Here is a 16,845-nt window from a genome sequence, read left to right as displayed (position 1 = left end):
TTATGTCAGAAGTTCTCATCCATGTCGATCAAGTTAGTCTGAGCCATCATGGGAAATCAGTTCTCGATCAGGTTAGCTTTGATCTTAAAGCAGGTGAATTTATCACCTTGATTGGGCCAAATGGTGCTGGTAAAAGCTCTTTAATTAAAATTCTATTAGGTCTAATCAAACCGGAATCAGGCAAGGTTAAAAAATCAAGCAAAATTCGCCTAGGCTACACTCCACAAAAATTTATCCCTAACGAATTCATCCCTATTACGGTGAGTGGATTTTTACAGCTTAATCAAAAAACAGAGCTAGCGTTTCTAAAAGATACTGCAAAATTAACGGGTATTGAGTCGATCCTCAAGAATGAATTAAAAAGTTTATCGGGTGGTGAAATGCAACGTGTTTTGCTCGCAAGAGCTTTGTTGGCAAAGCCTAATGTGCTTATTCTGGATGAGCCTGCTCAGAATTTAGATGTTAATGGTCAGATGCATCTATACAAACTTATTCAGGATATTCATCAGCAACAGGGCTGTGCAGTATTGATGGTCTCGCATGACTTACACCGGGTGATGAAAGAGTCGACTCAGGTACTTTGTCTATATCACCATATTTGCTGCATGGGGCAGCCTGATTCGATTTTGAAAGACTCTCAGTTTAATGATTTATTTGCCGACCAAATGGATGAACTCATGGCAACCTATGAACATCACCACAATCATTGTCATGAAGATTAAAGCATTTTATTGAGCAAACATCCGTGCAGAATTTTGCTGCAAGAAGCTACCTTTAGATATTTCAACCAATAAATCCCAGCGCCCTTTAAGGGGGAGTGTCGTCTCTAATTGGTAGGCGCCATCATCGGTTTTTATCATCGGCATTGAATAATCATGCTTCATTTCCAAAGGTCTATAAAAATAAGCAATGGCGTCGGCTTTATTAAGACGTACGTCTTGTTTAGTGCTGATAGCACGATAGGTTTGCTTAACGCCATGAGTAACAATTTCAGGTAATGTCAGCTCTAATTTCCAGCCCTGCTGAATTAACTCATCACGCTTCTTTAAGGTATTTCCATAACGCTCACCGGTTTCGTAGGCATCAGCCACCACCAAGCCTGGATGAGTTTCTATTGCCGTTATAATGCGCCAAACTGTCGCACCAACCAATGCAACAAACAAAACTAGCATTAGCATCATAATTGGAGATTTTTGAATGGTCATCGCATGCTTCTCGGAGTGAAAAATGAAGTTTTGTATTCTAATATAGATTTCTCACCTTTAACCACAAATGTTACCTCATAATCATCGCCCACATTATTTTCATAAGCAGATAGATAGACATAAATAGATTTAACATTACCTGTTGGGATCATAACTGTGTCTAGCGTATCTTTTGACTTAAGTCCTTTAATTGGACTCTTAAAACTAATGTCGACCTGCATATCTTTATCAGTTTTATTCATCACTTTAAGTTCGTATTTATTCCGAATAGAGCCATCTGATAACTTGACAAATAATGGCTGCCTATCATGCAAAACTTTTAAGTCTATCGAGGCCAATGAACTCATGCCATAAGTTAGAATGGATAAAGCAGAAACTAAAATTAAGCTGTAGACAATAACTCTTGGTCTTTTATATAAAGACTTTGGTTCTTGATTAAACTTCATTTCAGCTAAGGAAGTGTAGCGAATCAAGCCTGTTGGCTTTCCTACTTTCTCCATCACCACATCACAGGCATCAATGCACAAACCACATGTGATACACCCATATTCTTGGCCTTTACGAATGTCAACGCCCGTTGGACAAACAGCGACACACTGATGACAATCAATACAGTCACCATTACCATCAACAAAATCACCCTTTTTAAGCTTGCCACGACTCTCACCACGGTAGTGATCATAAGTTGGCATGATACTTTGACTGTCTACCATAGCACCCTGGATTCGAGCATATGGACAAACCCATAGACATGTTTGCTCGCGCATAAAGCCTGCAAAAATATAAGCGCCTAAAGTAATAACTACCGTAATAGTGAGGGTAGTTACACTGATGTTTGCATTAAAATAATCTGCCCAACTAACGCCAAAATACAACATCCAAGTCACGCCTGAAACTAGAGCGATTGACATCCAGATGGTATGTTTAATAAATTTAACCTTAAGCTTGAAAAAACTCATTGGTGATTTATCTAGTTTACGTCGTTTAAGTGGAGGGCCTTCGACTTTAGTTTCTACCCAACTGAAAATATCAGTCCAAACTGTTTGAAAGCAGAAGTAGCCACAAAAAACGCGACCTAATACAGTGGTCATGGCGGCTAGTAAAATAGCTAAAAATAGCAGCACCATAGTGAGCATCCAAATATCTTGTGGAAAGATAGTAATATCAAATAGGTGATATTGTCTATGCTCCGTGTCAAACAAAATAGCTTGCTTATCATTCCAAGTTATATATGGGCCTATAAAGAAAGGCGCCCAAACTATCATCGCTAACCACTTAAGATTGCGAAATTTTCCACCCATTCGCTTTGCATGAATTGTTTCATCACCTAGGTTTTGAACCCAATGGCCGCCTTCCTCATACAAATTTTCAAGTTGAATCTTATTATCGCTCATGGCTATATCGTCGATGTTAAAAAGAACTGCAACATAATAACATTATTCAGTTTTATTATCTTGATTTCAATCAATTAAAACTCATAAAACTGCCAGTAACTATTGAAATAATGCATCTGATATAATGTTCAATTTTTACGACAGAACATACTATGAAAGAGATTATTGAAGCTGCTTTTGAAGATAGAGCAAACATCAACCCACAAAATGTCACACCAGAAGTGAAACAAGCTGTTAATGAAGCAATTCGTATGCTTGACTCAGGTGAAGCGCGTGTTGCGCAGCAGCAAGGCGTAGGTGACTGGATAGTCAATGAATGGCTTAAAAAAGCAGTCTTACTTTCTTTCAGAATTGAAGATAATGCCCCTATGCAGGGTGGCTTTACCCAATACTACGACAAGGTTCAGTCTAAATTTGCTAACCTAACGGAGCAGGAATTTAAAGCAACAGGCGTACGAGTTGTTCCGCCTGCAAGTGCACGTCGTGGATCATTCATTGCGAAAGATACTGTTCTTATGCCTTCATACGTTAATATTGGCGCATATGTTGACTCTGGCACAATGGTTGACACCTGGGCAACTGTGGGTTCATGTGCACAAATTGGTAAAAACGTTCACCTATCGGGTGGAGTTGGCATTGGTGGCGTACTAGAACCATTACAAGCCAGTCCAACCATTATTGAAGATAATTGTTTTATCGGTGCTCGATCAGAAGTTGTTGAAGGTGTCATTGTCGAAGAGGGTTCGGTTATTTCAATGGGTGTTTACATTGGTCAATCGACTAAGATTTTCAATCGTGAAACGGGTGAAGTTACTTACGGTCGCATTCCTGCAGGTTCAGTTGTTGTATCTGGAAACCTTCCATCTAAAGATGGTAGTTACTCTCTTTACTGTGCGGTAATCGTTAAACAAGTAGATGCGAAAACGCGTTCTAAAACGAGTATTAATGAATTACTTAGGGGTATTTAGCTTTCTTCTAAGCCAAAAAAAACCCGCCTTACGGCGGGTTTTTTTGGTACTTTTATGTCTTAACTACTTACTTGTAAATAATGAATAAATGCAAAAAAAATAGTATTTAAAACATTATATTTTAAAAAAATACGAAATTTTTAGCGATAAAGCACTTATTGGGTAGTCGATAGCACAATTCCGATAAAAATCACCCAACCTATGTAATTATTATGCAAAAAAGCTTGAAAACAGGCCTTTTTTTTTCGATTTTTGATTAAAAATTGATGATAAATCATTAATATTGCACTAAAAATAACTGAAATATCATAAAAAACACTCATTTCGAAAATTTCTGAAATTTTTAATAGGACGATGATCAGCCCAATTTGCAGTCCGGCAAGAATTATTCGATCATACTGCGCAAATAAAATTGCGGTTGACTTAACCCCGATTTTTAGATCTTCATCTCGATCTGACATAGCGTACATCGTGTCATAAATGACTGTCCAAATAAGTGTGGCAACAAAAATCCACCAGGCACTTACAGGCACATCACCAATAGTTGCTGAAAAAGCCATGGGCACACTCATGGCAAAACTAGCGCCTAAAACTAGCTGAGGTAGGTGGGTCCAACGCTTAGTAAATGGATACAACGTGGCTAAAAAAGCAGCAATGAAAGCCAACTTAACGGTCAGTGAATTGGTTAATAAAACCAATCCAAAAGCAATTAAGATCAAAGCTGAAAATAACAGCAATGCTTTTGATGGTGAGATTTCACCAGATGTGATGGGTCTATGTTTTGTGCGCTCAACCAAATGATCAATCTTGCGATCCGCATAATCATTAATCACGCAACCGGCAGAACGCATCAATACAACACCTGCAACAAAAATACCAATCAACTCAATTGATGGCCAGCCACCTGCTGCTAAAAATAATGCCCATAAAGTTGGCCATAAGAGCAGATAAATACCCACTGGCTTATCCAAACGCATTAGGCGAAAGTAAGGATTCATAGTTTAGCTAGAAACTCTTGTAACTCTTTTGATAAAGGCGCTTGAACTTTTTGAATATCGCCCGTTAATGGATTGGTAAAAGTAAGCTGGTGTGCATGCAAAAATAAACGCTTAAGCCCGCGAAACTTTACTTGACGGTCAAATTCTTTATCACCATATTTATCATCACAAGCTATAGCATGTTCGGCATATTTAGCATGTGCACGTATTTGATGAGTACGCCCCGTTTCAATGGTGACTTCCACTAAAGAGGCGGAAAAATCATCCTTGGTAAAGTTTTTAAGTGGCTGAAAATGACTAACTGAATGCTTACCTTTGCTATCCACAACTGCGTATCTAGAGTTTTGGTGAAGTGGCGCATCAATAGTGTGGCGTTTTTTTGACCAAACACCTTTAACCAAAGCGGTGTATCTCTTTTCCATCTCATGCTGGAACAATTGCTCATGTAAATTTTTAAGCACGCTACGTTTTTTGGCAATTAACAATACGCCTGAGGTTGCACGATCTAGGCGATGAACTAACTCAATAGGACCTTTGTAAACTGATCTTAACACTTCAATTACACCCGTATCGACACCACTGCCACTATGAACAGCGACACCACTTGGCTTATTGATGATTAACAAACCTTTGTCTTCATAAATAATTGAATCTAGCAGTATCTTTTTTAGACTATCAGAGACATGTGTCGTCTTCTTTTCATTAACACTAACGGGTGGTACGCGAACAATATCATTTATCTCAAGCTTATAATCTGCTTTTTTTCTACCCTTGTTAACTCGAACTTCCCCTTTACGAATAACACGATAAATATGAGATTTTGGAACGCCCTTAAGAATCTTAACTAAAAAATTATCTAGGCGTTGTCCTTGAGAAAATTCATCAATTGTTTGAAAAGAAACAGCCATTATTTTGAGAAAAACAAACGATTAAAGTTGTCAGTAGTTGTGCTAGCAATTTCTTCGATGCTCACACCTCTAATTTCGGCTAACTTTTGCGCAACATAATAAGTGTATGCAGGAGAATTTGGTTTTCCTCTATTAGGTACCGGCGTCAAATAAGGAGCATCTGTTTCTACAAGTAAACGATCAGCGGGTACTTTTTTAGCCACGTCACGTAACGCTTGGGCACTTTTAAAAGTGATAATGCCAGAAAATGAAATATAAAAACCTAAATCTAGTGCCGCTTTAGCCGTCTCCCAATCCTCAGAAAAACAGTGCATAACACCAGCATTCGCTTTCTCTTCTGTCATGATTCTAATGGTATCTTGCTTGGCTTCACGCGTGTGAATAATCATTGGCTTACCTGATTGGTTTGACGCAGCAATATGGCGCCTAAAACGATCTCGCTGCCAATCAGCAGTCTCTTTTTCAACATGGAAATAGTCAAGCCCCGTTTCACCAATGGCGATAATATTATCGTCATCTGCAAGTGTCAACAATTCATCAATAGTTGGATCTTTACCTTCTTGTTCAGTAGGATGCACACCCACTGAAGCGTAGATTTGCGCATGATTTTTGGCTAATGAAAATACCTCATCAAAATGCTCTAAATCAATACAAACACAAAGAAACTCCTTAACAGAAAGCTCCTGTGCTTGTGCAAGCATGCTGTCGACACTGCCACCAAACTGTTCAAAATCAACACGGTCTATATGGCAATGTGAATCAATAATATGCATATTATAAGCCTAGCTTTTTAAGCCAATTTTTGGCTTTACCATCTAAATCATTGGTTAGGGTATTTAGCTTTCCTTCAAGTTGACGGCGCGCACTTTCTTTAATCTCTTGCTCACTGAGTTTTAACCCTTTCTTTTCAACTTCAGCTTGAATACGGGTTAAGGCAACCTTCATAATCTCTGAACCAATCTTCGCTAATGGAATGCCATTTTGTCCACCAAAGTTATTAATAATAACATCTGGCACAACAATAGTCTCTTTAAACCATTTGGTATCAACAAATAGTTGAGTATTGACAAACTTAAGTTGATTAATTTTTACTCGAAAAGATTCTTCATGATTAGGCTCATGTTCTGAAGAGTGATCGATCGATGGTTTTTGATTTGCAACTTGTGGCTGCCGATTTAACTGCTTTAATATTTCGACCAAATTTACCTGATCATTATTTTGTTCCAATGTAAATAGCAATCCGTCAAACTCAAGCCGCTCTAATACTACTAGCTCATCATGAGTTTTTTCGGATAAAGAGGCGCTTAAGTGATTTAAAACAAAGGCATTTTTATTTAAAAAGTTGGCTGGATTTGCAACCTCAATAAAATCAATATTCACCTTGGCCTGATCCCAGTCACTCCTAAATTCAGCGACGCTAACAGTGGTACCAAGTAATTTTTGTGCATAAGTTTCGGCAACATTTTTGGCAATTGTGTCAAATAAGGTGACAAAAAAGACAACACTAATAACTATAACTATTAACAAATAATAAAAGATTTTTTTCATATTTAATTGGGTTTTATTTCTAAAAAATAACGCTGATCTGATACATAAGGCACGCTTACTTGATGCGCTTGAACTGTAAAATTTTCAAGCATTTCATTCTCAAAGTGGTTTCCTTTCATCAGTAAATAATGACCATTATCACACAATAAGTGCTGAGTGAGGCTTAAGGTTTTATCGACCTCTGCAAATGCTCTGGAAGTAATCTGACCAAAACATTGTTCAGCAACATAACTCTCAACTCGCTGATGAACAACGGTTAGGTTTTTTAATCCTAGATTTGTTTTAGCAAATTGCATAAAACGGCATTTTTTACCAACTGTATCTAGCACCGTAACTCTAAGCTCTGGCTTCATAATACTAATCACAATCCCTGGTAAGCCAGCACCAGAGCCTACATCTAGTAATGGCTCTTTTGTAATATAGGGCATCACAGAAAGACTGTCTAATAAATGTTTTTTAACTCCCTCCTCTAGATGTCGAATAGCACTTAAATTAACTGTTTTATTCCACTTGATAATAAGCTCTAAATACTGCATTAACTTTGATGCTTGAACTTCATCAAGATTAATGTTCATTTTTTTTGCACCTGCTATCAATAACGCTGTATCTGTCATGTTTTCTTATAAGTTTTAAGATAAATCAATAAAATAGAAATAGAAGCGGGCGTAATACCCTGTATTCGACTTGCCTGGCCAATCGTCTCAGGCTGATACTGGGTTAGCTTTTGACGCACTTCAGTAGATAAGGCTTGAATGGTGTGGTAATCCATGCTAGCCGGTAGCGCAGTATTTTCATTTTTTCGGTATTTTTCAATCTCTTCCGTCTGACGTTTAATGTAGCCTGCATACTTGATGTTGTTTTCAACCACGCCAATGAGCTTTTCATCGTCCAAATAAGGCTTTCCAGAATCAATCTGCCTTAGAATTTTGTAATCAATTGTAGGGCGCTTAAGTAGTTCGGATAAAGAATATTCATGGCTAAGCTCTTGGCCCAGCACTTTACTTGCCTGAACATCATTCGCTTGCACCCAGGTAGTTTCTAGACGTTGTTTTTCTTGATTAATCGTTGCATATTTTTGCTCAAATATTCGGTATCTATCCTCGCCAATCAATCCCAATTTTCTAGCCACAGGTGTTAGACGTTCGTCTGCATTATCTTCACGTAAAAGTAATCGATACTCCGCTCTAGATGTAAACATACGGTATGGCTCATTAGTACCTTTGGTGATCAGATCATCCACCATAACACCTATATAGCTCTCATCACGCTTAGGTATCCATGCTTCTTTACCCTGGATCGCGCACGCTGCATTAATACCTGCTAGCATTCCTTGGGCTGCGGCTTCTTCATAGCCTGTTGTGCCATTAATTTGGCCGGCAAAATACAAATTCTTAATGCGTTTAACTTCCAATGTTTGCTTTAAACCACGTGGGTCAAAAAAGTCATACTCAATCGCATAGCCTGGGCGCACAATTTGTGCATTTTCAAAGCCTTTAATTGAATGAATAAAGTCTACTTGAACCTCATATGGCAACGAGGTCGAAATACCATTTGGATAAACTTCATTGGTCGTTAGACCTTCAGGTTCAACAAAAATTTGATGAGAATTACGCTCTGCAAAACGAACAACTTTATCTTCAATTGATGGACAATATCTCGGGCCAATGCCTTCAATGTTGCCTGTATACATTGGAGAATCTTTTAAACCGGCACGGATGAAATCATGTGCTTTTTCATTTGTATGTGTAATAAAGCATGAGATCTGATCTGGATGATCAGAATGTTTGCCCATAAAAGAGAAGCTAGGTATTGGCTGATCTCCTTTTTGCTCCTCCATGAGAGAAAAATCTAACGTCCTCCCATCTAATCTGGGTGGTGTGCCGGTTTTTAAACGACCAACACCAAGGTCATATTCACGTAATTTTTTAGATAGCGGATTAGAGGGCGCATCACCTGCACGACCGCCTTGAAAATTCTTTTGGCCGATATGAATGATGCCGCCCAAAAAAGTACCAGAAGTTAAAATTACCTTATCCGCACTAAAGGTTAATCCCATTTGGGTTACCACACCAGTGACGACATCGTTTTTAATTACCAAGTCATCAACCGCTTGCTGGAATAAGGTCAAGTTCTCTTGATTTTCTAATGCATAACGAATAGCTGCTTTATACAAGACTCTATCAGCTTGAGCGCGTGTTGCTCGAACAGCAGGGCCTTTAGATGCATTCAAAGTTCGAAACTGAATGCCAGATTTGTCAATAGCTCGTGCCATGGCCCCACCCATTGCATCAATCTCTTTAACCAAATGCCCTTTTCCAATTCCACCAATAGCGGGGTTACAGCTCATTTGCCCTAAGGTTTCAATGTTATGAGAAATGAGTAGCGTATCAACGCCCATACGAGCAGAGGCAAGCGCTGCTTCTGTTCCTGCATGACCGCCACCAATAACAATGACTGAATAATGTGGTTTTTGACTCATTTACTTTCCTTGGTAATAAAAAAAGGCCCGTTATAAACGAGCCCTTCTGATACTTGATCTTTAGGCGCTTACTTAATGTTAGCGTCTAACTCACCTGATGCGTATCTTTGACTCATTGTATCTAATGAAGATACCTTGATTTTATCAGCTTGACCGGCTGAACCGAAAGCTTCAAAACGTGCAGCACAGATTTCAGACATTGCATTTGTTGAATCTTTTAAGAACTTACGCGGATCAAAGTTTGATGTATTTTCAATCAAATGCTTACGCACTGCACCCGTTGAGGCCATACGCAAATCTGTATCAATGTTTACTTTACGTACACCATTCTTAATACCTTCTTGAATTTCAGATACCGGTACACCGTAAGTTTGCCCCATATCACCACCATGCGAGTTAATGATTTCTAACCATTCTTGTGGCACTGAAGAAGAGCCATGCATCACTAAGTGTGTATTTGGTAAACGTGTGTGAATTTCTTTAATACGGTCAATACGTAGAATTTCACCATCCGGCTCTTTAGTAAATTTGTAAGCACCGTGTGAAGTACCAATCGCAATTGCTAAGGCATCAACATTAGTTGCTCTAACAAAATCAGCAGCTTCTTCAACAGAAGTTAACAGCATATCAAGGTCTAATTTACCTTCAGCACCGTGGCCATCTTCTTCGCCCATTTCACCTGTTTCAAGTGAGCCTAAACAACCCAGCTCACCTTCTACAGAGACGCCACCTGCGTGTGCCATTTTAACAACTTCAGCAGTTACTGCAACGTTGTACTCAAATGAAGCTGGTGTTTTACAATCTGCCTCTAAAGAACCGTCCATCATTACTGATGAGAAACCTGACTGAATCGAACGCAAACATACTGCCGGCTCTGAACCATGATCTTGATGCATTACTACTGGGATATGTGGGTACATCTCAGTTGCTGCAATAATTAAGTGACGTAAGAACGGCTCGCCTGCATAACCCCTAGCACCTGCAGAACCCTGCATAATAACTGGCGAATTAGTTCTATCTGCAGCTTGCATGATTGCATGAACCTGCTCCATATTATTAACGTTAAATGCAGGCATTCCATAACCATTTTCTGCTGCGTGATCTAATAACTCTCTTAATGAAATTAACATATTTTCTCCTTTACTTGATTACTTTTTTTAATAGTTAGAGTCGCCGACACGAAGAATTTTCATCATGTTGGTTCCACCTGATTTATCTTTGTACATACCTTTGGTCAATACTACCAAATCTCCATCTTCAACAACACTTTTTTGAGTGAGTGTATCAATAACCTTCTGATTAACATCTGACCAGTCTGAGCAGGTATCTTTATCAATGCCACATGGATATACTCCACGGTACAGAGTAACTTTGCGCAATGTTCTAATATCATCTGACATTGCGTAAATTGAAATACCAGAACTAATTCTCGACATCCACATTGCTGTCTTTCCTGTCTGAGTCAACGATGCTACAACCTTTGCCCCTAAATGATTAGCAGCGTACATAGCACTCATAGCGATAGTCTCATCAACATGTTCAAATGATTCATTTAATCTATGCTGCGATTCCTTGGCAATTCGGTTTTTTTCAGCTTCAAGGCAAACTTCTGCCATAGTGCGTACTGAATTTTCAGGAAAATTTCCTGCCGCTGTTTCTGCTGAAAGCATCACTGCATCAGTACCGTCAAGTACTGCGTTAGCAACATCAAATACTTCAGCACGTGTTGGAATTGGGCTCTCAATCATTGAGTCAAGCATTTGAGTTGCAGTTATAACAATACGATCATTTTCTCGTGCCATTTGAATAAGACGTTTTTGCTGTGCCGGTAATTGTGCATCACCAATTTCAACACCCAAATCACCACGAGCCACCATAATTCCGGCAGACTCGTTAATAATATCTTGAATGGTGTCTTCTTCTAATGCTTCGGCACGTTCAATCTTTGAAATCACGCCAGCTTCACAATTAGCCTTAACTAATAAATCTTTAGTTTCACGAACATCATCACCGCTAATTGGAAATGATAAAGCGACATAATCAGCCTTTGCTTTCGCTGCAGTAAAAATATCTTTTTTATCTTTTTCGGTTAATGCATTAGCTGACAGACCTCCACCACGCAAGTTTATACCCTTCTTGTCAGATAAAACTCCGCCTTGAATTACAGTGGTGTTAATTTTACTACCTTTAATATCAATAACTTCTAGAATGATTTTGCCATCATCTAGAATTAGAATGTTGCCCGGCTTAACTTCTTGAGGTAGTTTTTTGTAGGCAATTCCAACGGATGCTTGATCGCCTAACAACTTATCTTTCTCAGCATCTAAAGCAAAAAAATCACCATTATTTAAAGTGATCTTAAGGCCATCTTTAAAAGAAGCAATTCGAATTTTTGGCCCTTGCAAGTCCATCAATACACCAATATAAGTGTCATTAGCTTCAGCCCAATCACGAACTGCCTTAACTCTGCCCAAATGCTCTTCTTCAGAGCCATGAGAGAAGTTAATACGCACAACATTAACACCTGCTTTTAGAATACTGTCTAAAACACCAGGTCTATCCGTTGCTGGACCCAGTGTTGCTAAGATTTTAGTTCTTCTTATCAAGCGTTACTCCGCTGCTCTTTGCTCTAGAATTTCCACTGCTGGTAGTTTTTTACCTTCTAAGAATTCTAAAAATGCGCCGCCACCAGTTGAGATGTAGCTAACCTTGTCTTCAATATCATATTTGTCAACTGCCGCTAGTGTATCACCACCACCTGCAATTGAAAATGCATCAGACTCAGCAATTGCCATTGCAATTGTTTTTGTACCACCTTCAAACTGATCGAACTCAAATACACCCACTGGGCCATTCCAAACGATTGTGCCAGCATTTTTCATAATATCTGCTAATTCTTGAGCTGAATTTGGACCAATATCAAAAATCATATCATCATCAACCACTTCATTTGCATTCTTAGTTTCAGCTGCAGCTGTCTCAGAAAACTCTTTGCCACAAACAACGTCTGTAGGAACAGGAATCTCACAGTCCTTCATTAGTTTTTGTGCAGTAGGAATAAGGTCATTTTCACACAATGATTTACCCACATTGTGGCCTTGAGCAGCAATGAAAGTATTAGCAATACCGCCACCAACAACTAACTGATCAACAATTTTAGATAAAGACTCTAATACGGTTAGCTTGGTTGACACTTTAGAGCCACCAACAATCGCCACCATCGGACGCTTAGGGTTATCGAGCGCCTTACCTAATGCTTCAAGCTCGCCTGAAAGTAGTGGGCCAGAACAAGCAATAGGCGCATACTTAGCCACACCATGTGTAGAAGCCTGCGCACGATGTGCCGTACCAAATGCATCCATGGCAAAGATATCACACATCATGGCCATTTGTTTTGATAATGCGTCATCATTGGCCATTTCACCAACATTAAAACGTACATTCTCACATAAAACAACTTCACCATCTTTCATGTCAACACCATTCAACCAGTCTTTTTCTAAGCGTACTGTGACGCCTAAAATCTCTGTCAAGCGATCCGCAACAGGCTGCAAAGTAAACTCATCACTGTATTCGCCTTCTGTTGGACGGCCACGGTGTGACATTAATAATACTTTTGCACCTTGTTTCATTGCCATCTGAATAGTTGGCACTGATGCTTTAATTCGCTTATCACTGGTTACCACGCCATTTTTAATAGGCACGTTTAAATCTTGACGAATTAAAACTTTTTTAGAGCCAAGATCTAGATCTGATAAATTGATAACTGACATAATTTTCTCCTAGTTTTTTATGCAATTGACTGATCAATTATATTGATCAGTGCTTGCTCAACTGGATCGATCACTAGAGATAAGTCTAAATCAGTCAATTGAGCAATATGTTTAGTGGGTGACGCCATTCCAACTTTAGTGGCGCCATCCTTTGTATATACTGAAATTCGACAAGGTAAGACACTTGCCAAATCCATATCCATTTCCAGGATATTCTTTGCAACCACTGGATTGCAAATTTCAAACACATGACATTCTTCTCTTAATGTCTGGCCTTTTGAGGCTAGTGTTTGTTTAATATCGTAAGAATGCAAAATTCCAAACTTATTGTTTGGAACCGCTTCTTTTAATTTTTCAATAACTTCTTCAACACTTAGTTGAGAGTCTTTGATGATTAAATCTGTCATATAAAACACGACTTACCAAAGTAAGTCGATATTTTAAATATTAAGCTATGTGCTGAACTAAACGAAGCATGTTACATGTGTAACCATACTCATTATCGTACCAAGAAACAACCTTAACAAATGTATCGTCAAGTGCAATACCAGCATTAGCATCAAAGATTGAAGAAGCACTAACACCGCGGAAGTCTGATGAAACCACCATGTCTTCTGTGTATTGTAATGTACCTTTCATTGAACCTTCTGAAGCCTCTTTAATTGCTGCACAAATCTCTTTATATGTTGCAGGCTTGTCTAACTCACAAGTTAGGTCAACCACTGAAACGTCAACTGAAGGAATACGGAAAGCCATGCCTGTTAATTTGCCGTTAAGCTCAGGTAAAACCACGCCTACTGCTTTAGCAGCACCTGTTGATGATGGAATAATGTTTTCAAATACTGCACGACCACCTCTCCAATCCTTCATAGAAGGACCGTCAACCGTTTTTTGTGTTGCAGTTGACGCATGAACTGTCGTCATTAAACCACGCTTTAAGCCCCAGTTATCATTGATAACCTTGGCAATTGGTGCTAAACAGTTAGTCGTACAAGACGCAGCTGAAACGATTGCTTGACCAGCATACTCAGTATGGTTAACACCATATACAAACATTGGCGTACCGTCTTTAGATGGTGCTGATTGAACAACTTTCTTAGCGCCTGCATCGATGTGAGCTTGGCAAGATTCTTCAGTTAAGAAGAAACCCGTACAATCGATAACAACTTCTGCACCAATCTCATCCCACTTAAGGTCTGCAGGGTTACGTTCAGCTGAAAGACGAACTTTTTTACCATCGATAATAAAGTTGTTACCTTCAACCGCTATTTCACCGTCAAAACGGCCTTGCGCTGTATCGTACTTAAGCATATATGCCAAGTAATCGTTCTCTAATAAGTCGTTAATACCGACTACTTCCAATTCAGGGAAGTCCTTTTTAATTGCACGAAATGCCATGCGACCAATACGACCAAAACCGTTAATACCTACTTTAATTGTCATCTTTACTACTCCTTTTACTTTTATTGCTTTATACCCAAATGGTATAAATTTTTACAAACCTAGGACAATGTGCTTAGCACGCTTACCTAAGTTAATTCTTAATTTAGCCTAATACTTTCTTAGCCGTTGCAACAACGTTGTCAACTGTAAAGCCAAACTCTTTAAATAATTCACCTGCTGGCGCAGACTCACCGAACGTTTTCATGCATACAAGGCCGCCGTCTAGTCCAACATACTTGTACCATGCATCGCCCACACCTGCTTCAATAGCTACACGCTTGACACCTGGTGTTAATACTGAATCTTTGTAAGCTTGATCTTGCTCATCAAAAGCATCTGTACAAGGCATAGAAACCACACGTACATTTGCATCCATTGCATCAGCCGCTTCAACCGCTAAACCGACTTCAGAACCAGTTGAAATAAAGATAATATCAGCATCGCCGTCACAATCCTTAAGTACGTAACCACCTTTTTCAATATTAGCTACTTGCTCAGCAGTTCGCGGCTGAGGTGTTAGCGCTTGACGCGAGAACACTAATGCCGTTGGCGCATCGTCACGTAACATAGCCATTTTCCAAGATACTGCAGATTCGATTGCATCACAACCTCTCCATGTTTGGAAATTTGGAATCATGCGGATCGTTGCAAGCTGCTCAACTGGCTGGTGAGTTGGGCCATCTTCGCCCAAACCGATAGAATCATGCGTGTAAACATAAATCGTACCAATTTTCATCAAAGCAGACATGCGTAATGCATTGCGCATGAATTCCATAAACATAAAGAACGTTGCGCCGTAAACTTTAAAACCACCATGTAGAACCATACCGTTCATCATGTGCGCCATACCAAACTCACGAACACCCCAAGAGATGTAGTTACCATTAGCATTGTCTGCATTAACTTTAACAGTACCTGACCAGTTGGTTAAATTAGAACCCGTTAAGTCAGCAGAACCACCAAACATTTCTGGCAATAATGGACCCATCGCTTCGATGGCTTTTTGAGATGCCTGACGAGAAGCAATATTTGGCATTTCTTCTTGAGTTTTGCCAATAAACTTATCCATTTCCATTTCAAAGTTAGCTGGCAGTGTGCCTGTCATACGACGCTCAAATTCAGCTGCATCAGCAGGGAACTCAGCCTTATATGCTGCAAATGCATCATTCCAAGCGCTCTCATCAGTAGCGCCTTTTTCTTTATGATCCCAGCCAGCGTAAATATCTGCAGGAATTTCAAATGGTGCTGAATCCCAGCCTAATTCTTTACGAGTCGCTTCAATCTCTTCATCGCCTAATGGCGCACCATGACAATCATGTGAACCAGATAAGTTTGGTGAACCAAAGCCAATAACTGTCTTACAACAGATTAAAGATGGTTTATCAGTAACAGCCTTAGCTTCAGTAATTGCTTTACTGATTGCATCTGCATCATGGCCATCAACTGCCACAACATGCCAATCGTATGAGTTAAAACGTCCTGGAACGCCTTTTTCCATCCAATCACCAATATGACCATCAATTGAAATATCGTTATCGTCCCAAAATGCGATTAATTTACCTAAACCTAATGTACCCGCCATCGCACATGATTCGTGCGATAGGCCTTCCATTAAACAACCATCGCCCATAAATACGTAAGTATTATGGTCAACAATTGTATGGCCTGGCTTATTAAATTGTGCGCCCAATGTACGCTCAGCAATTGCCATACCAACCGCATTGGTTATACCTTGGCCTAATGGGCCAGTTGTAGTTTCAATACCTTCAGCATAGCCATACTCAGGATGGCCTGCAGTTTTAGAATGTAATTGACGGAAATTTTTAATATCATCCATGCTTAATTCAAAACCCGTTAAATGGAGTAATGAATATATAAGCATTGAGCCATGGCCGTTCGATAAAACAAAACGATCGCGATCAGCCCACTTAGAGCTAGTTGGATTGTACTTCATGTGGTCGTTCCAAAGCACTTCAGCAATATCTGCCATACCCATTGGAGCACCTGGATGACCTGAATTTGCTTTTTGAACTGCGTCCATACTTAGGGCACGAATCGCGTTCGCTAGATCTCTGCGTGATGGCATATTTATGATTTCCTTTAATGCAAAAAAAGACTAATTATACTTA

16 protein-coding genes are annotated in these 16,845 nt (G+C 39.4%); 2 read left to right on the top strand and 14 right to left on the bottom strand.

The window, feature by feature from the left end; translation table 11 throughout:
* Window positions 1–2: 2 nt before the first annotated feature.
* On the top strand, window positions 3–722 hold the full coding sequence (locus N9Y32_03250; GenBank protein MDB2590029.1) for an ATP-binding cassette domain-containing protein: 720 nt from the start codon (window positions 3–5) through the stop codon (window positions 720–722).
* Window positions 723–728: 6 nt separating this feature from the next.
* On the opposite strand, the gene N9Y32_03245 is transcribed toward N9Y32_03250, so the two are convergent.
* Together N9Y32_03245 and ccoG are read right to left on the bottom strand one after the other, a co-directional pair.
* Window positions 729–1,205: a FixH family protein gene (locus N9Y32_03245; protein ID MDB2590028.1), complete on the bottom strand. Its 477-nt coding sequence runs from the start codon at window positions 1,203–1,205 to the stop codon at window positions 729–731.
* Entirely contained in the window at window positions 1,202–2,599 is a 1,398-nt protein-coding gene (gene ccoG, locus N9Y32_03240; protein MDB2590027.1) for a cytochrome c oxidase accessory protein CcoG, read from the bottom strand. The genes N9Y32_03245 and ccoG overlap by 4 nt, the downstream gene beginning before the upstream one ends.
* A 152-nt stretch (window positions 2,600–2,751) precedes the next feature.
* Between ccoG and dapD the strand changes: the two genes are divergently transcribed.
* Window positions 2,752–3,567 (top strand): 2,3,4,5-tetrahydropyridine-2,6-dicarboxylate N-succinyltransferase, encoded by an 816-nt coding sequence (gene dapD / locus N9Y32_03235; GenBank protein ID MDB2590026.1) that lies wholly within the window; start codon window positions 2,752–2,754, stop codon window positions 3,565–3,567.
* A gap of 155 nt (window positions 3,568–3,722) precedes the next feature.
* Here dapD and ubiA read toward each other — a convergent pair whose 3' ends face one another.
* The 12 genes from ubiA to tkt form a co-directional block, all read right to left on the bottom strand.
* Window positions 3,723–4,565: a 4-hydroxybenzoate octaprenyltransferase gene (gene ubiA, locus N9Y32_03230; GenBank protein ID MDB2590025.1), complete on the bottom strand. Its 843-nt coding sequence runs from the start codon at window positions 4,563–4,565 to the stop codon at window positions 3,723–3,725.
* Window positions 4,562–5,473 (bottom strand): RluA family pseudouridine synthase, encoded by a 912-nt coding sequence (locus N9Y32_03225; GenBank protein MDB2590024.1) that lies wholly within the window; start codon window positions 5,471–5,473, stop codon window positions 4,562–4,564. The genes ubiA and N9Y32_03225 overlap by 4 nt, the downstream gene beginning before the upstream one ends.
* A complete protein-coding gene (locus N9Y32_03220) occupies window positions 5,473–6,246 on the bottom strand; it encodes a TatD family hydrolase (protein ID MDB2590023.1) in 774 nt (257 codons plus the stop codon). The genes N9Y32_03225 and N9Y32_03220 overlap by 1 nt, the downstream gene beginning before the upstream one ends.
* A gap of 1 nt (window position 6,247) precedes the next feature.
* On the bottom strand, window positions 6,248–7,021 hold the full coding sequence (locus N9Y32_03215; protein MDB2590022.1) for a hypothetical protein: 774 nt from the start codon (window positions 7,019–7,021) through the stop codon (window positions 6,248–6,250).
* A gap of 2 nt (window positions 7,022–7,023) precedes the next feature.
* Window positions 7,024–7,635 carry a 16S rRNA (guanine(527)-N(7))-methyltransferase RsmG gene (gene rsmG, locus N9Y32_03210; protein ID MDB2590021.1) on the bottom strand — a complete coding sequence of 204 codons (612 nt, stop codon included), beginning with the start codon at window positions 7,633–7,635 and terminating at the stop codon, window positions 7,024–7,026.
* Window positions 7,632–9,500, bottom strand: a complete 1,869-nt coding sequence (gene mnmG, locus N9Y32_03205; protein MDB2590020.1) for a tRNA uridine-5-carboxymethylaminomethyl(34) synthesis enzyme MnmG — start codon at window positions 9,498–9,500, stop codon at window positions 7,632–7,634. Before mnmG ends, rsmG begins: the two co-directional genes overlap by 4 nt.
* Before the next feature lie 68 nt (window positions 9,501–9,568).
* Window positions 9,569–10,630 (bottom strand): fructose-bisphosphate aldolase class II, encoded by a 1,062-nt coding sequence (fba, locus tag N9Y32_03200; protein MDB2590019.1) that lies wholly within the window; start codon window positions 10,628–10,630, stop codon window positions 9,569–9,571.
* A gap of 27 nt (window positions 10,631–10,657) precedes the next feature.
* Window positions 10,658–12,106, bottom strand: a complete 1,449-nt coding sequence (gene pyk / locus N9Y32_03195) for a pyruvate kinase (GenBank protein MDB2590018.1) — start codon at window positions 12,104–12,106, stop codon at window positions 10,658–10,660.
* Between the two features lie 3 nt (window positions 12,107–12,109).
* On the bottom strand, window positions 12,110–13,273 hold the full coding sequence (locus tag N9Y32_03190; protein ID MDB2590017.1) for a phosphoglycerate kinase: 1,164 nt from the start codon (window positions 13,271–13,273) through the stop codon (window positions 12,110–12,112).
* 17 nt (window positions 13,274–13,290) lie between these two features.
* Entirely contained in the window at window positions 13,291–13,680 is a 390-nt protein-coding gene (locus N9Y32_03185; GenBank protein MDB2590016.1) for a DUF302 domain-containing protein, read from the bottom strand.
* Between the two features lie 40 nt (window positions 13,681–13,720).
* Complete coding sequence (gene gap, locus N9Y32_03180) at window positions 13,721–14,716, bottom strand: type I glyceraldehyde-3-phosphate dehydrogenase (GenBank protein MDB2590015.1); 996 nt, start codon at window positions 14,714–14,716, stop codon at window positions 13,721–13,723.
* Between the two features lie 103 nt (window positions 14,717–14,819).
* Entirely contained in the window at window positions 14,820–16,802 is a 1,983-nt protein-coding gene (gene tkt, locus N9Y32_03175) for a transketolase (protein MDB2590014.1), read from the bottom strand.
* Window positions 16,803–16,845 lie beyond the last annotated feature (43 nt).

It is taken from the genome of Candidatus Thioglobus sp. (genome assembly GCA_028228555.1).
In the GTDB taxonomy this organism is placed as follows: Bacteria; Pseudomonadota; Gammaproteobacteria; order PS1; family Pseudothioglobaceae; genus Thioglobus_A.
Note: the sequence above shows the minus strand (reverse complement) of the source record. Positions and strands in the feature narration are given on the sequence as shown.

Coding starts and splice junctions, on each gene's coding strand:
- N9Y32_03250 (MDB2590029.1), top strand. CDS start 3: ATGTCAGAAGTTCTCATCCATGTCGATCAAGTTAGTCTGAGCCATCAT.
- N9Y32_03245 (MDB2590028.1), bottom strand. CDS start 1,205: ATGACCATTCAAAAATCTCCAATTATGATGCTAATGCTAGTTTTGTTT.
- ccoG (MDB2590027.1), bottom strand. CDS start 2,599: ATGAGCGATAATAAGATTCAACTTGAAAATTTGTATGAGGAAGGCGGC.
- dapD (MDB2590026.1), top strand. CDS start 2,752: ATGAAAGAGATTATTGAAGCTGCTTTTGAAGATAGAGCAAACATCAAC.
- ubiA (MDB2590025.1), bottom strand. CDS start 4,565: ATGAATCCTTACTTTCGCCTAATGCGTTTGGATAAGCCAGTGGGTATT.
- N9Y32_03225 (MDB2590024.1), bottom strand. CDS start 5,473: ATGGCTGTTTCTTTTCAAACAATTGATGAATTTTCTCAAGGACAACGC.
- N9Y32_03220 (MDB2590023.1), bottom strand. CDS start 6,246: ATGCATATTATTGATTCACATTGCCATATAGACCGTGTTGATTTTGAA.
- N9Y32_03215 (MDB2590022.1), bottom strand. CDS start 7,021: ATGAAAAAAATCTTTTATTATTTGTTAATAGTTATAGTTATTAGTGTT.
- rsmG (MDB2590021.1), bottom strand. CDS start 7,635: ATGACAGATACAGCGTTATTGATAGCAGGTGCAAAAAAAATGAACATT.
- mnmG (MDB2590020.1), bottom strand. CDS start 9,500: ATGAGTCAAAAACCACATTATTCAGTCATTGTTATTGGTGGCGGTCAT.
- fba (MDB2590019.1), bottom strand. CDS start 10,630: ATGTTAATTTCATTAAGAGAGTTATTAGATCACGCAGCAGAAAATGGT.
- N9Y32_03190 (MDB2590017.1), bottom strand. CDS start 13,273: ATGTCAGTTATCAATTTATCAGATCTAGATCTTGGCTCTAAAAAAGTT.
- N9Y32_03185 (MDB2590016.1), bottom strand. CDS start 13,680: ATGACAGATTTAATCATCAAAGACTCTCAACTAAGTGTTGAAGAAGTT.
- gap (MDB2590015.1), bottom strand. CDS start 14,716: ATGACAATTAAAGTAGGTATTAACGGTTTTGGTCGTATTGGTCGCATG.
- tkt (MDB2590014.1), bottom strand. CDS start 16,802: ATGCCATCACGCAGAGATCTAGCGAACGCGATTCGTGCCCTAAGTATG.